This is a genomic window from Alkalihalophilus pseudofirmus OF4 (assembly GCF_000005825.2).
In the GTDB taxonomy this organism is placed as follows: Bacteria; Bacillota; Bacilli; order Bacillales; family Bacillaceae_D; genus Alkalihalophilus; species Alkalihalophilus pseudofirmus.
The window spans coordinates 269,813-285,222 of record NC_013792.1 but is presented as its reverse complement, the minus strand read 5'-3'; the positions used below and the strand labels follow the sequence as shown (position 1 = coordinate 285,222).

Annotated in this window: 17 protein-coding genes; 4 read left to right on the top strand and 13 right to left on the bottom strand. The window is 34.4% G+C overall.

The window, feature by feature from the left end; translation table 11 throughout:
- Positions 1–21: 21 nt before the first annotated feature.
- Together BPOF4_RS20515 and BPOF4_RS20510 are read right to left on the bottom strand one after the other, a co-directional pair.
- The gene (locus tag BPOF4_RS20515; RefSeq protein WP_012961191.1) at positions 22–417 is read right to left on the bottom strand and encodes a hypothetical protein; all 396 of its coding nucleotides are present in this window, start codon (positions 415–417) and stop codon (positions 22–24) included.
- A 181-nt stretch (positions 418–598) separates the two neighbouring features.
- A complete protein-coding gene (locus BPOF4_RS20510) occupies positions 599–1,033 on the bottom strand; it encodes an NUDIX hydrolase (protein ID WP_012961190.1) in 435 nt (144 codons plus the stop codon).
- Between the two features lie 335 nt (positions 1,034–1,368).
- On the opposite strand from BPOF4_RS20510, the gene BPOF4_RS20505 reads away from it, so the two are divergent.
- Positions 1,369–2,604, top strand: a complete 1,236-nt coding sequence (locus BPOF4_RS20505; protein ID WP_012961189.1) for an IS110 family RNA-guided transposase — start codon at positions 1,369–1,371, stop codon at positions 2,602–2,604.
- A 399-nt stretch (positions 2,605–3,003) separates the two neighbouring features.
- Here the strand turns inward: BPOF4_RS20505 and BPOF4_RS20500 are convergent, their stop codons facing one another.
- Positions 3,004–3,393 carry an NPCBM/NEW2 domain-containing protein gene (locus tag BPOF4_RS20500; protein ID WP_012961188.1) on the bottom strand — a complete coding sequence of 130 codons (390 nt, stop codon included), beginning with the start codon at positions 3,391–3,393 and terminating at the stop codon, positions 3,004–3,006.
- 262 nt (positions 3,394–3,655) lie between these two features.
- Here BPOF4_RS20500 and BPOF4_RS22860 point away from each other — a divergent pair, with 262 nt between their 5' ends.
- Positions 3,656–3,829 (top strand): aspartyl-phosphate phosphatase Spo0E family protein, encoded by a 174-nt coding sequence (locus BPOF4_RS22860; protein ID WP_012961187.1) that lies wholly within the window; start codon positions 3,656–3,658, stop codon positions 3,827–3,829.
- A gap of 399 nt (positions 3,830–4,228) precedes the next feature.
- Here BPOF4_RS22860 and BPOF4_RS20490 read toward each other — a convergent pair whose 3' ends face one another.
- The 10 genes from BPOF4_RS20490 to BPOF4_RS22350 form a co-directional block, all read right to left on the bottom strand.
- The gene (locus BPOF4_RS20490) at positions 4,229–4,804 is read right to left on the bottom strand and encodes a hypothetical protein (RefSeq protein WP_012961185.1); all 576 of its coding nucleotides are present in this window, start codon (positions 4,802–4,804) and stop codon (positions 4,229–4,231) included.
- On the bottom strand, positions 4,797–5,273 hold the full coding sequence (locus BPOF4_RS20485) for a hypothetical protein (RefSeq protein WP_012961184.1): 477 nt from the start codon (positions 5,271–5,273) through the stop codon (positions 4,797–4,799). Before BPOF4_RS20485 ends, BPOF4_RS20490 begins: the two co-directional genes overlap by 8 nt.
- 352 nt (positions 5,274–5,625) lie before the next feature.
- Positions 5,626–6,051: a hypothetical protein gene (locus BPOF4_RS20480; RefSeq protein WP_012961182.1), complete on the bottom strand. Its 426-nt coding sequence runs from the start codon at positions 6,049–6,051 to the stop codon at positions 5,626–5,628.
- A 314-nt stretch (positions 6,052–6,365) separates the two neighbouring features.
- Positions 6,366–7,631, bottom strand: a complete 1,266-nt coding sequence (locus tag BPOF4_RS20475) for an MFS transporter (protein ID WP_012961181.1) — start codon at positions 7,629–7,631, stop codon at positions 6,366–6,368.
- 26 nt (positions 7,632–7,657) lie between these two features.
- Positions 7,658–8,455, bottom strand: a complete 798-nt coding sequence (locus BPOF4_RS20470) for a DUF2268 domain-containing putative Zn-dependent protease (RefSeq protein WP_012961180.1) — start codon at positions 8,453–8,455, stop codon at positions 7,658–7,660.
- Positions 8,456–8,466: 11 nt separating this feature from the next.
- On the bottom strand, positions 8,467–9,225 hold the full coding sequence (locus tag BPOF4_RS20465) for an arylamine N-acetyltransferase (RefSeq protein ID WP_012961179.1): 759 nt from the start codon (positions 9,223–9,225) through the stop codon (positions 8,467–8,469).
- Between the two features lie 13 nt (positions 9,226–9,238).
- A complete protein-coding gene (locus BPOF4_RS20460; RefSeq protein ID WP_012961178.1) occupies positions 9,239–9,919 on the bottom strand; it encodes a SagB/ThcOx family dehydrogenase in 681 nt (226 codons plus the stop codon).
- A gap of 12 nt (positions 9,920–9,931) precedes the next feature.
- Positions 9,932–11,065, bottom strand: coding sequence for a YcaO-like family protein (locus BPOF4_RS20455; protein ID WP_158305596.1), 1,134 nt, complete (start codon positions 11,063–11,065; stop codon positions 9,932–9,934).
- 91 nt (positions 11,066–11,156) lie between these two features.
- Positions 11,157–11,948: a TOMM precursor leader peptide-binding protein gene (locus tag BPOF4_RS20450; protein WP_012961176.1), complete on the bottom strand. Its 792-nt coding sequence runs from the start codon at positions 11,946–11,948 to the stop codon at positions 11,157–11,159.
- Between the two features lie 58 nt (positions 11,949–12,006).
- The gene (locus BPOF4_RS22350) at positions 12,007–12,147 is read right to left on the bottom strand and encodes a hypothetical protein (RefSeq protein ID WP_012961175.1); all 141 of its coding nucleotides are present in this window, start codon (positions 12,145–12,147) and stop codon (positions 12,007–12,009) included.
- Positions 12,148–12,707: 560 nt separating this feature from the next.
- On the opposite strand from BPOF4_RS22350, the gene BPOF4_RS20445 reads away from it, so the two are divergent.
- Both BPOF4_RS20445 and BPOF4_RS20440 read left to right on the top strand, forming a co-directional pair.
- Positions 12,708–13,586: a helix-turn-helix domain-containing protein gene (locus BPOF4_RS20445; RefSeq protein WP_012961173.1), complete on the top strand. Its 879-nt coding sequence runs from the start codon at positions 12,708–12,710 to the stop codon at positions 13,584–13,586.
- A gap of 533 nt (positions 13,587–14,119) precedes the next feature.
- Positions 14,120–15,343, top strand: coding sequence for a tyrosine-type recombinase/integrase (locus BPOF4_RS20440; protein WP_012961172.1), 1,224 nt, complete (start codon positions 14,120–14,122; stop codon positions 15,341–15,343).
- Positions 15,344–15,410 lie beyond the last annotated feature (67 nt).

The window sequence follows — 15,410 nt, the reverse complement described above, 5'->3', positions numbered from 1 at the left end:
CTTAACAATATTATTAAACAATTATTCAAAAGTTCCGCTTTCATTGTTGTTTGATTGTTTTAACTCCTTCTTATACTTAGTATAGGAAGTAAGAACTCCTATCAAATATAATCCCCATAGTATTGGATTAGTGATACCAATACCAACCTGAGAAACACCACCGAGTAAACTTAAAATTATAAGTAAGGAGAAAAAGTATATCCCCGAAAGAACAATAAAAATAAGTTCTTGTTTTTTCGAGCTAAACACTGGTTCTCCTTTATGACGAGTAATAACAGCTAATAAGATAAATGTTACAACCCCTATTGCTCCTATCGACATATTTATTCCTATATCGGGAAAGAAGTCTATGACAACCATTAAAGTGAAAAAAACCACTGCGAAAGCCTCTGATAAAAAATTAACTCTTTTTTTCATACGTCACCTTTCTCTACTAATCTAACTAAACATTTAGTAATTTTAATCAAAACTCAATTTCTTTTTTGAGGATAGCATTAAACTGCATACCCCTTGTTAAATAATCCTGCTCCTTTAGTTTAACATTAATTTCCTTTTCTTTGACATAGAAAAAGCATTCCTTGTTGAAGGAATGCACCCGTTAATTGAACAAGGAATTGGGCTGCGATACCTTCGTTATATAGTTAATAAGGAATTCTCTATCTTCAGGGAAGGTTAATTCTAAATTCTTTATTTCGTCTGAAGTTTTCCAAGCAATATCATAAATAAGATTATCAGGGTCTTGAAAATTTTTTCTTCCACCCACAATCCTCACTAAAAAATAATGGGCTTCAACAGTTACATTAAGATGTTCATAACTCATTCTCTTAATCTTAATTCTCTCAATAATTTCGCCTGAATATCCTGTTTCTTCTTCGATTTCTCGAATACAACACTCTTCAAATGTCTCATCGAGTTCTTTTCCTCCCGATGGAATAGACCACGTTTTTTTCTCTTCAGGTTTTCCTTGAAAGACCATTAACAATTGTCCATTTTCATTAATACAAACACCTGAAGAACCAAACCATTTCCGCACTCACATTACCCCCGTTTTTATTTGTTTAACTAGTAAAATTACTTATTCCAATGAAGTCCCTTCTTAAACTAACCTGCCCTTTCGTATTATAAGGTCAGCCAGATAAGAAAATATTTCTGGTTGACCATTTGTTATATGGTTTTATTATAACGGTAGCCGGGGTAAAACGTAACTGCTCGTGGGACTTGATCCCGTCAACTAAACAGTTTGCCCCCTACTTGTAGAAACATGATTGAGGCTGGTTGGGACATAGATCTCGTATAACAAGCGAAGCTGTGATACTGCAAGAAGGATTAGGGGTACCGGTTAATATTAATATTTGGAGGGGATTGAGAATGAATCCAGTCATTGGTCTGGATGTGTCAAAAGGAGAAAGTCAGGTACAAGCATTCATAGATAAAGGGAAACCATACCGTAAGAGCTTTAAGGTATCACATATTAACGAAGGGCTTGAGTCCCTTGTACAATTCATTGAAGGTTTGACAGCTGAGACAGGGAAGAAACCTCCGGTTATTCTGGAAGCAACAGGACACTATCAAGCTCCTATTGTTCATTATCTTGAGGAACGGGGCTATCTCTTGATTGTTATTAACCCATTGATTTCTTACAAAGCCAAAAGTTCCAGCCTGCGAAAGGTTAAGACGGACGCAGCCGATGCTTATCTTCTGTGTGAACTGTACTATAAAGAGGAACTTGAACCCTATAAAAAGCGCGGTGTTCAACTCCTAAACTTACGTAATCTTACGAGACAACATGAGAATATTACTGGTACTTTAATTCAGACAAAGTTACAATTTCAAGCGATTCTAGATCAGGTATTCCCTGAATTTAGAGGAGTGTTTGGAGATTTATATTCCGTTGTGTCCCTGCTAACTTTAAAGGAATTTCCCTCGTCTGAAGATATTCTAAATGCCAGTGATGAGGTCTTGACCGAAAAGATCCACGGGAATTGTAAGAGTCGTTCACTAAGTTGGGCTAGTGATAAAGCAGCCCAAATCAAAGCTGCGGCCATTCGAAATCCGTTTGAGAAAGCCGTTTATCAGAGTCACATTTTGAGCCTTGGAATGTTTATTAATATTATCCTCCAATACAAAGAGCACCTATCAAAGTTAGAATCCGAGATAGATGCCCTTGCGCAAGAAGTTGAAGAATATGAAGTTATCAAATCAATTCCTGGTATCGGAGAAAAAATCGCTGCAACGATTATATCCGAGATTGGGGAAATTGATCGATTTGACCATCCAAAGAAGCTAGTCGCATTCGCTGGAGTGGATCCAAGCGTTTTTGAATCTGGTAAATTCACAGCTACTAAGAATCGAATAACCAAGCGTGGCTCCAGCAGGCTTCGTCACGCGTTATATATGGCCGTACGTTGTGCCATTCGAGACTGTCGTAAGAAGAAAACGAGTGATGAAATTATCCCTCGTAATAAGAAGTTACGTGAGTTCTACGACAAGAAACGTGATGAAGGAAAACCTTTTAAGGTGGCTGTCATTGCTTGTGTGAATAAGCTCTTACATTGGATTTATGCCCTGTTAAAAAGCAACACATTATTCCAAGATGTAGTTTAGTCACTACGTCTATCTAAATAGTCCAGAACCTTCCATATGTTGAGAAATGGTAGGTTATTTAGTGCACTCATTTTTAGTATATCATTTGTATTTTTACTTTTTTATTGAAAAATATTGACAAACTATTAGCTGGTTTCGTTTAAGAACAACACTTCACAAACTGCCTCTATAATATTAAATATAATTTCCATTCACTTTTATTAGTTTTGTTTTAGCATTGATGTGCTAATTAGTATGTTAAATTCTTCAAATCATTGATACAACAACAAAAAAGAGGGCACCAATTCATATGCGAATGATGTCCTCAATTAGGTTTTTATTTAAAGATTTCTCCCCAGTAACGGAACTCGTTAATTGCTAAATCACTTCTTTTATCGCCCATATATTATTAACAAGCGATTATTTACTTAACAAAGGATTAATAAAGTAAGCAGTTCTGCTAAAGCTAGTGTCATGGTCTATTCTGAACTCTAGGTTCTGAACGTTTTTTGTACTAATATTAATATCTACAGGATTAGAATTTGAAAGCACATGACCTTGCCATAGTGGTGTTCCATCTCCAACAATGGTGACATGTAACGTTTCACTTGCCATCAAAGAGGTAGAAAATTCTTCATATGCTTTATTAAGACGATATTTTATAGTTAAATGTTCACCTCCTGATCTCATTACTAAACCACTATGACTCTGCCCCTTTATCGTAATGTTATTTGAAACATCTACACTACCGTAACTTCCTTTGATAATATCTGTAGCAGAAAGCCCTAATAAATCTGTTGTCTCGACCATGCTTTTATTCCCAATTAAGACAGAACGTGTGCTACCTTCCCACGATAAACAACCCAAATCTTTTAAACTTGCTCTTATTCATTTTTTTCCCCCTATTATTTTATAGTAATATTGTATCATTAATAAGGGAAATGTTCATTTTTTCTCTTTTAATATGAAATAATATATGCTAAAAGTTACGGTAAATAAGATGCGTGTATATAAATTCTTGTTAAAAGGACCGATGATTAAAAGTGTAGTGGTCTTTTAAGGAGGAAAAACTTTGAAAAGCGTTAACAAACCTGATGACTTAAATAATGTTATAAATGAGCTCCGCTTTAAAATGATAAAACTAGGTATGGAAAAAGGGTTAACTCATCCAGACACAATAGAGTGTAGTCAAAGTCTGGATCAGTTTCTAAATTCACAGCTTAAAGTTAAATCCCTATTAAGCTAATTGGAACAACTGAGTTTACATTTCATCATCGTCTGCTATATAATAAAAGTAGATTATTAAATAAACTATAATTGCATATAATAAGAAAAGCCGAGTGCTACCTACACTCGACTCTATACAATTGCTTGACCCGCAGAATTAGCGGTCGGCATTGGTTTTGTTGAAAGTAATCCACCTTAGCCGGCAAGCACAGGGTGGATTACTTTTTTGTGTTTATTATCATGATTACAACCATGAGAAACGACAAAATTAAGCTTGCGAAAGCAACTGTAAGCATTGCTACGTCTATTGTAACCATTTTTAGCCTCACCTCCTTTATGGAGGCTCGACCACCCACCCTGCTATGCAATTGTATACTTTATTTTAACATAACATGGCAAGAGTTCCCTCTTTTGTGCCTTACGTCTTGAGGTACTTGATAAATGCTTTGGTGAATGTAGCTCCCCCATCTGTCTTAACGGTCTCTATCATATGGCAATACACGATCTCAATTAACTTTTCTACAGTCATCTCATGGGCAAATGTATGATCTAACTCGGCCAAAAATAGCTCTAAACGGTATGCCACGTTATGATGAAGTGTTACCTCGCATGTTTCAAAGGGCTCCCGAGGTTTCTGAATAAGTTCAAACTCTTCTTCCTCCCCTTTATAATGCGCGATTCGAAGTACTTTAGAGTATCGATCTACTAAGTATTGAAAGGCAGCCATCGCCCCTAGTTTGCTCATTTTCTTTAAGAAATCTAAAAGAATCATACTTAATAAATGCTCAATTTCAACCTCTTCCTCAATTAGACGTTCAATATCTTCACAAAGTATCTCCCCACGGTCTAGGTAGGTCGAAGGCAGCCTTAACGAGAATGTAACTTCCCTTGAGAAAAATCTCCTGTACCTAAATTTGTAAAGGAAAGAAGATCGACCTGATTGTAAATGCCTTTTTAAGCCAAGTAAATCCACTTCACTGTATTTCTTATTCATTTACTTCACTCTTTCCTAAAATATAGCTAAGAATTTTGGCTGCGGCCTCTCTTTTGCTGACGTCCCATTCCAGTTCAAAATTAAATAATTGCTCTGCATAAAAGCTAGTTAGTTTTACGTGAATGGTGTTTAGACTAGCATCATAGGTGTTCTCAGGAAATGACTCATATTGAACTAGACCTTCTTGGACAAGCATAGATGCCATTTGTGTGATTGAGACTCTTTCATTTGTTTTTACGCTTTCTAAGCGAGCTAAAATTTTTAATTTTTGTTTTTGCTCTATAGTAATGGGCACTTTTATGTCTATTTTTTTATCACTTCTTATTTTTCGTTTAGGTTTAGCCGTTTGAGTACTTTTTAGATGGTCTTCTTGAATCGGTTCATCTGAACCAGTAGTTAAACCTTGTACGTGGAACTTCTTTTGGTTAGACGTCTTTGTGCGTTCAAAATCCAGTTCAAATCTTCTCACCCACTCTTCCCCCTCTTCTTTTGAAAAAATGTATGAATATGTTTGGGTTATTAGGTCATTTGGTCGTTTGGTAATAAGTATGCGGTAGAGTAGGAGGGTATGTATAAAAAGTAATAAATTCGTCTATAATGGCTTTTAATGAATCAAGGGCTGAGGAGGAAATGATAATGAAGGGTGTTACTAAAGAAGAAGCTGCTGAATTAAAGAAGTTAGTACAAAGCATTAAAAAGAAGCCTATTGTGAAATTCAAACGAAATAAGAAATAATTTTAACTATATTAATAAACTAAGCCACCCTATCTACTTCTGATAAGGTGGCTTAGTTTTACTGCTTTCAACTATTTTTATCTGTACTAAAAAAGTGTGGGTTGATCTTCCTGTTGTATAGGGTTATCTCTTACATAGGCTACTCTGCCATAACAAAAAACTTCTTCTGCTCTCTTCATTGGTTTGCCGGAACGGACGTCTGTAAATAGCTCTGTTTTATAAGGGTTATAATACACCGATTGTGTCATTTGAGGATTATCCAGCATGGTTTCATCTGCGGCTATGAACGTTCCTTTAATATACGCATGAACGGCTTTTCTTCTCGATGCTAACACCTTTTGTCTTCCCTTTTCACTTACGCGAAATTCACCATCTTTCAAACGGACACTATTGCATCGAGCAAGCACCTTTTTCGTCCTACTACAACGTATAGAATATCCTTCATGATGTATGTTGAAGTAGACGTCTACGAACATTCCCACTTCTACCCTTCTGTTCTTAAAATACTCCATTAGTCATTAACTCCTTTTGAAAAAATTTAGCTGAAATGCTTTTTGAAAAATGTCAAAGTTTCTTTGCCTCACTCTCTTACACAACAAAAAACGCTCTAAAAGAGATCGACAAATACACGATCACTCTTAGAGCGTTTGTAAACAATGACAGATTTTCCCGCTTGGGAAAACTAGACAAAATAAATAAAATAATAACTTTATAGTTCAATTATAAAGGGTGAAGTTATTTCGGTCTACCTGATACATGCAAAAGAATTTGTAAGGCACTTTTTGGCTGCATGGTTAATCATTCCTAATTAATTAAAGAGTATATTTTATCTCATACCAACTGAACTCACTTTCTTATTGGTATCTATATTTTTTTTACGTAAGAGCACTGTTAGAAATGTAAGGCCGAAAATAACTTGCATAAACCCTGTAATAATTGGTACGTATGTTAAACCAATTAAATCAATAATAAAGCCTGTAATTAGTGCACCTAATTGAATGGCAGCTAATGTAAGGGTCCCCCATAAACTAAATATCTTACCTCGTAAATGAGGGGGAACTTCCATTTGAATTTTCGTACGTTCATAGGGCACCACAACCGAACAAAACATACCGAAGAATATCAATACTAGAATTCCATAGATTATATTCGTTGTAAAACCGAATGCCATCCATGAAACCCCTATTAAGCTATAAAAAATACCATATATATGGGTTTTGGTTAGTAAAAACTTATTCTTTGCTATCCAATATCCCAGTATGACTGATACAAGACCTTCTGCTAAATATAGTAAACTAATCCCGTAAGTGGCAAAGTTATAAACCTGAGAATTAAAACGTTCTAACATTAGGTTATAACTCCCAATAATTGTTCCGATGGTTAGAGCAGCAACTAATATTAGTAATACATTAACATTTTTCATTGCGAATGTTAGACCTTCAGCAAATTCACGTTTAAAGTTTCTTTCTTTATTTTCAGCATGCTCCTCAGTCTTCCAAGTGTTTCTAAATATTAACCAAGCCGATACTATAAACGAAAGAGCAGTTAAGAAGTAAGCGGCATGTATCCCTACAAATGTGACAATAAGACCGCCTGCTGCTGCACCACTTAACCTTACTGTGCTAGTTATCGTATAGTTTAAGGAATTTGCAACTATAAGATCGTCTTTTTTTACAATTGAAGGTATAGCTACTTGTTTGGCGGCGCTAGTAAAGGAATTTAATGTACCAGTGCCTAATCTGATAACCATAAAAATAGACCATGCAACAAACATATTATCTATGAAAGGTATGATGATAAACCCCAAAAAAAGGACAGACTTAATTATTTCAGCTGCTATAATACTTTTTCTAACATCCAATCGATCAACCCAAACTCCTAGATACAAACTAAACAAAATAGGAGCTAGACCGCTTACAGCCCACAATGTACCAAATTGAATACCTGTCTCTGTGATTGAGGCTAAAAGAACTAACATAGCAATAAAAGAGCTCCATGTAAAAAAGCTTGTTAGAATGGTAGAGAATTGTATATCTCTAAATGCAGGATATTCTCTCCAGATTTTCACTACCTCATTTTTTTCCTTAGACATATTATCCCCCATTCTTATAATTTGAACTAAAAGCTATCGTGGTTATATATTTCTTCTGCCTTCATTTTCACTAAAGCATTTAAATCATTATTTTTATTTAGCCAATGAAAGTCTAAAATTGAGAACCCCACACTGTAGCCCAACCATAATGGGATACCTAACTCCTCGGACCCATTCATGATCGTTCTAATCGTGTGAGGATTTGTTGTATAAAGGTACTCTTCAATTAATTCTTTATTCTTTTTAATGATATTGTTTGAATTCCATTTAGCCCAAGCTCCTAATCGATCCTCACCCAACAGTACTTTTACAAAAAGCTCAGATAATCCTTCATCTATAAGTACATCTAAAAGTGTTGCATTAGGCGAAGAATGATAATTTCTTAATATGTGTTGATACTCGTGTACAATTATTGACTCAAGCCTATTCACAAAAGATTTCAGCTTATTACTAGGGGATAAATAGATATAAATAGTATTGGCTCCATTGGTATGAGCAACAATCCCCCCCATGTAATGTATGTAGAACTGATTTTGAGGGTCTAATGGTAAAATAACGATGTTAGTTTGTATAGCTTTAGTATGTGTAGCAACTATGTTAATTGCCTTTTTAATTATTCCTTCAATATTTAATGTATCAAGAAAATCTATATACTCTCTCAAATAAGGAAGGCTGACATTTTCATTAACCAAACCAAATGCTAGGAGTTCTTGATAGCTATAATCTAGCTGGCATTTATTAATGTTATCCTCTAAGTTCATATCTTGACTTCCTTTTATCAATCCAACAAAAATATGTTTAGTATCTAAAATGTTAACTGCCACGTGTATCCCCCCTATTTACTCTTTACTATTTCAAGAGATTCTAAGAAGATACTTGGGTCTACGTTAAAAACACTAGAAAGGACTCTTTTTAGATCGTCGTCCTTTAGTTCTTTCTGTTCTATAAACTTATTACCTCGTTGGATTGAGAAATTATTATTTATACACATTGCGAAATGATCCTTGTCTATCCATCTATTTATACAAACATTACTGTTAAAGAACGAGTCATTATCATGTGATTTAATCCATCTCTCCTTAAACTGAGGTAAAGAAATAGATTGCCCCTTCCACGTTTTTGCTATATGACCATTACGCATTAAATGTGTATGGCTTTCTGTATAGTTCCAAGTGATTGTAAAGCCATGATGCTCAACACTCCATTTTTGTCTAAGTGGATACATCTTAAATAGAGGGGCCCAAAAACTAACATCAACAAAGTATTCTATATTTTCAACAACTAGGGTAATTGCATAATGATCAGGCTCTAGAAATAGAATTCTTACTTCGTGACCTAAATTTTCGAAAATATGTAATAGAGTCCAAGACATTGCAAAACATGTACCCCCATAACCTATATTTGTGACTTGAGACAAGTAATTATCTAAAGTTGTGGGTATACACTTTTCACCGTCTTTAATCTTAGTAGCAGTTTCGAAACATATGGTTTGTTGATGTTGAAACACTATGTTATTTAAAAGATCTATACTAGAAAAATGCTGGGGATTAATATTCAGGATATCAAAATACTTATCTGTAGTCTTCGTTGTCATTATCAACCCTCCTCTATGTATCTTTTCCAATGGCATATATATATATAGGAATTTCATTGTTTTCTAATTTTAATAGTGAAGTTATAACATCATCATAAAAGCCACCTATTGCACAGCAACCTAAATTATTTTTCCAACTGTATAAAGATATATTTTGACCGATATGACCACTCTCTATAAGCGCATAACGATAAGCACGTTCTCCATATTTGGAGTATAATTTCTCCATTGATGCAGTCATGATTATTATTAGCGGAGCATCCTTTACAAAGGTATTAACAGGTGGCAAAAAAGATAGGTCGTACGAGTCATGAAGAAAAGTTAACCCCGTACCCTGTCTGTTGTAATGATAAATGCCTTTCTCTACTTCACTTATATTATTAGCTATTACGTATAATTCTAAAGGGTATAACCCTCCAGCAGACGGTGCGGGAGAAGGTGTATTTACATTAAGTGTATATACATTTCTAAGCAAAAGGTTTAACTCCAAAGCGGATAGAGCTTGCCCATTAAAGATCCGCGTAGAACGAGTTTTAAACCCATCGACTGACTCTATAAAATTAAAATCAAGTGGGTGCAAAGTATATTTCTTATTCTGAAGCTTTGTATTATAGCTTTCACCTGGGCAATACTTTATTTGTGATTGATAATTAGTTGAGTTCAAATGATAAAAAAGGTATTGAGGCTCGTACATGCTGACACCACCTTAAGGAAATGGATGAGGCTCAAGGTTTAAATCCACATTAAACATTTTTCTTTTTGTTTCAATTCTGGGGCAATTAAGCATTGGAGGGCCCGCTGGTAAAAAGGCTAGTTCAGGACAAATTACTTTTACTACTTTTAAATCAAGTTCGTTGATATCAAGGGTGGTTAAATCTTTATAAAACACGTTGTAATTAAGAGTTTTAAAATTTTGTAAGACTGCTGATAAGGTAATATCTCTATTAAGTAAATTATTAATGTTTATGATTTCAAGCTTTTCAAACATGAAATCCTCTAGAATTTCGTCATTTTTACCTGATATATAATATAATGGGTGATCATCTAATTGCTTGATCTCTCTTTTGAAATCAGGTACTTTGGTATTATAATATTCAATACTTTCTATATAAGCTCCATAACCTCCTAAACCTTCCTCCAGAGACTTTTTAATAGTCGTAAGATAATTGAAGTTTGTGGCGCAACCGAAATAAAACCCACTTTTCCCTCTTCTTTTAACCAGTGTTAGAACAGTCGGTACATTCAGGTCTGCTTGTGTAATATCAAATAGTTCAATTGTAAGGTGAGCTGCTGTTGCTTTTGAAATTAATTGTTTGATGTTTGTATCTTTAACCTGCTTAAGGTCTATTTTGAAGTTTGCTTTTCTTAATAACCAAAAAAGTACGAATGCGTCACGCTCTATACATTCATTTAAACCTCCAATTATAGCTGTCTCTGTATCCGGTCCAGGTGCGCATGCTAAACCTGTAGATATGATATCTCTAAAGGGTTTATATTCTGAGGGGAAAAGATACACCAGTTCAAACGGCAGGTATACGCTTCCTTGGCTTAAGTAATCCATTGTTTTTACCCAATTCAAAGTGGAGCTTTCTTCTACAGGTTGAAGGTGGTCTACTTCTGCATACTGATCATGATTATGCCGAGTAACATGTGTTGGGTTAAATGCATGATCTTTAATATCTAAATAGGTGGACGTAATTAATTCTTCAGGATTAAAGTACCTAGACGAGTAACGCTCTATGGCTTCCCCGACGGCCGCTAGTTTAGCTTGTTCGTCATTAATTGAAAATCCAGATCCACTTATATTGTTGATCCCGTAATCTACTAAAGGTTTTATCACGCATAAATATCGATGTAGGGACGGCATACCAGGTTTGGGATCGAGTTTGGTTAGATATTTAAGTAATCCGGCCCTTTCATCTACGAGCTCATTAAGGAGTAATGGCAACTGGCTCATGTTTCTTCCTCCTTTCATTGCAGCGAGTACAATTTGGCATCCTAAGCACCTTTACTCTTTTACTGCTGTATGTAGTAGTATTAATACTTATTTCTGTATTAAAAAGATGCGTCGGCTCCATACCTATTAAATACTTTTTAACTTCCTTAATAACTAAAGAAGATAATATCTTTTCCATGTCCTTATCAGGTATTTTATTTCTCGCTTCTTTCTCTTCATTTTCGCTATTAGTTTTAATACGCAAATCTAAACAGTTAAAACAGGGGCCTCCATCTGGAAAGAAATAAGGTCCTAGTCGTAAGAAGGTTTCATCAATTGAAAATTTCACCCAAGGAATGGAATGTTCAATTGCATAGTTGCTTATAGTGGAAAAGTATTTCCAATCGTTTTCATAACTTATGCCAATTAATAGCTTTATATTTGATGGCAGCTCCTCTATTGGTGTTGTAGCAATTTCCTTATTTAGAAAACTGACGTCCTTATTATTTTTGAGGATAAAGACACCATCGAATATATTACTCGTTAGTTCTACTAAGGCGTTAGCTTCAACTAGGCTATTAAAAAAAGCTCTTAAATCTCTCTCAGTGATCGTGATGAAACTGAGAATCTCTTCAACTTTGAAAGTTCCATCACAATAATGAATAATTTGAGATAGTAATTCACTATCGCCCTTCACTTCAAAGGCAATGTCCTTTGAGTGATGTATAAAGAGAATGCCGTCCGACGTCTTATAGAATTTGCCTTGTTTTACATAAGTCTTTTCCATATGTACCTCCTAAAAAAGCATAGCCAAGACTATATCTTGGCTACACTCGTTTTACTACTTATTTGTTTAAAGGTTTGTTAGCGATATGCTCTGTACCGCCACCACAACAACAACCTGCTTGAATTAGTTGACCTAATTTTTCAGTGTTAGTTGTAGCTGTTACTTCTTGATAATCTTTTTGAATGATTTCAAATTTCATTAAGTATCCCTCCCTTCTTAGTGTTAAGCACAGTGTAAGTTTTTAACTAATAAACAGCAAAGCGCTCCTATGGCTAATATCAGTCCTTTATTTGATTTTTTGGAATATTTGGATATATTTAATAGAAAACCTATACTAAGTGATAAACATATTTATCACTTAGTAATAGATTTAAAAAAACCGATTGAACATAAGTTCAATCGGTTTTTGTTATGTATGAATATATGGTAGGTCAAGTGGTGTTAATATAGAAGCAGTGTGAATCATTTCCATACTACCTAGACACAGGGAAAAAAAGATACCCATAATTAAAAGATTTTTCATACTATACTCCTCCTATTATTCCAGTAGTTACTATAATTACATACTTTAAGATTAGGTGATTTTCTTAAACTGAACTATATTAGGTGAAAAAGCTCTATTGTATGGCATATTTACTGTGATATATGGAGACTTCGATAAAAATATTTATCAAACTATGGCAAATATATACTTTTTTGTATAAAATCTATTGTGAAAGCGGTTCCGTTAAATGATTGGGTTTATATGAGGGGGATAAGATGGACTATCTTGATATTGGTAAAAACATTAAGGATCTAAGAGAATATTACGGAATATCGCAACGTGAGTTAGCTAAAGGGATTTGCACTCAACCTACAATTAGTAATATAGAAAAGGGTGAGAACTTTGTTGCAGCCCAACTACTTCATATGATTGCAGAGCGTTTAGGTGTTGATATTAACTATTTTTTTAACATTGCCGAAACTCCAAAAATAGACTATATGAATGAGACATTTTATTACATTAGGCTCTATGTTAGACAAGGTAAATTTACAGAAGCTAAAAAATTAATCTCTTCTGAAAAAAACAACCCCTTATTTAGAGCTTTGTCTTCACAGCAATTCTTCCACTGGCAACTTGCATTATGTACATATTATTTAGAAGGTAAGTTTGAAGAGTCAATTAAGATGCTAGAAGATTCACTTTTAATGAGAAATACTACCTCAAAAAATTATTCTGAAAGAGAAGTTGAAATCATCATAAGTATTGCTATCCTTTATAGTGAGAACAAAGACTATAAAACCGCTAACATTAACTATGAAAAAGCATTATCTTTTATAAAGAAACTTCCCAAGATTCAAGATAAATTAATTGAGCCAAGGTTATATTATAATTATAGTAAATGTCTCTATGATCAAAGCATATATGCTGAATCTGTTAACCTCTCTACACAAGGAATTATAGAATGTAAACATCGCATGTCTACATATTTATTAGGAGAACTTTATTACCAAAAAGGAAAAAGCTTATTATATTTAAATGATACAAATGAAGACACTATTGAATATTTTCACAAAGCTTTATGGTACTTTAAAGAGAATGAGAATCAACTTTTTTATACACTAGTTAATGATGAATTAAAAACTTTAACGAACTGACATCCTCTGCCCTTAAGATTAACCTCTTTTAGTTAATTAACTTTCTTGACTAATGTAAATTTTTTCAATGTACACTTCAACACCAGACTTAAACGCTCAAAGTGAAATCGGTAAATACACGTTTGTTTGAGCGTTTTTCGCTATTGTCCCTATGTTTAAATCTCCGAGCAACATTTAAAAAAGAGTTCAACTTTCTTCTACATACGTTTCATGTTTTACCCCTATTCTAAAGTCAGCTTACAGTCTCCAACTACATCGTTCATTTCCGTTTATACTCACTACAAAAAGTTTAAATTTCGTTTGCGTACGGTTTAAACAAAATACAAGTTAATACGATGAATTTCAAAATGTCTTTTGTACTGTTATACATTTTTAATTAACTATATATTTATTTATATTCGTTAACTTATTTATCTTAAATATAAGATAAACGTATAGTAGAAAAAGATACACTTATTCTACTGCTTGTTTAGTCATTTCTTTTTAAACACTGTATAATAAATAAATGAACAAGGATAGTAGATTGAAATTTAATGAACGTAACTCTACACTTTTTTCCTTTATTAACATATTTCCATTTAAATTATTTAACAGTAGGAGTTGATCCATTAAGTATGCATGTGCTATCTAAATCAAACTCTTTAGAGGAGTTATCTGTTTATGATAAAAATACATTACTCTCTCTTCTTAAAGATCAATCAGCCTTCCCTACGTTAGAAGAAATGGTCGGCTTGAATGAAATGGGAGGAAGTCATTCTTTTTCCCGTTTCGGAGATATGCAGTTAATGTATTATTATATCCACCGCCCTACCCATGACGATGAAACAAAGAATAGGACCAAGGGTACGAAAAAAGAATACGTACGTGACTTACTCCAGTTTTTTACGTTTTTACAGGTTACAATGGAGAATGAAAATGACGTACCCATTTCCTCTTACCTAAAAGGAGCACATAAACGCCACATTCGCTCTTACCAAGAATGGTTAAAAAACCTTATAAGACAAGACGGCAAAAAAGGCTATCCATCTAGTACGCGAGCAAGAAAAACGACCGTGGTAAAGAGTTTTTTGCAGTGGCTTTATGACGAGGATATTATCAAACACCCCCTCCCTATTGCTTTTAAGAAGAGTACATACCGAAAGGAAGAACGGCCAGATCGATCTTTGAGTTTAAATGAGGTGCAAGACTTACTTAATTACTACAAAGATCACCCTGTAAACCATGCTTTACTTTTAATCCTTTTCACAACAGGATTACGAGTAAATGAAGTCGCTACAGCAAAGCGGTCTAATGTTTATTACGATGCTTCAGTAAATGGCGGGAGTTATTTCTTACGAGTCACCACTAAAGGAAATAAGCGACGAGATGCAAGGATCTTTAATACAACTATGGATAGTATCAAACGAATGAGGCAATTGCGCGGTTTAAAAATCGATTTGGACCCTACTGACGACAGCCCGCTCTTTTGTACAAATAAGGGAAACCCTTATAGCTACAAGTACCTTAGCAACTATATTATAAGGATTATAGGTGCTGCTGATTTTGACTGGTTAAAGAGGAAGGAAGGCAATATTTCTCCTCACTGGGCCAGACACTTTTTTGTGACCTATAGTATTATCCAGAAAGGAATTCCGATTGACGTAGTGCAGCACACTGTGGGTCATTCTTCTCGCTCCACAACTGAGGCGTATATTGATAAGTATTTAGATAAGAAGAAGGATGCTACATGGGGGTGGGACGAAAGAGAGTTTTCTTAATTAAAAATGTGAATTTCAATCAGGGGATGTGCAGAGATATTTTATATCTTTATTAAAGCCACCTTTA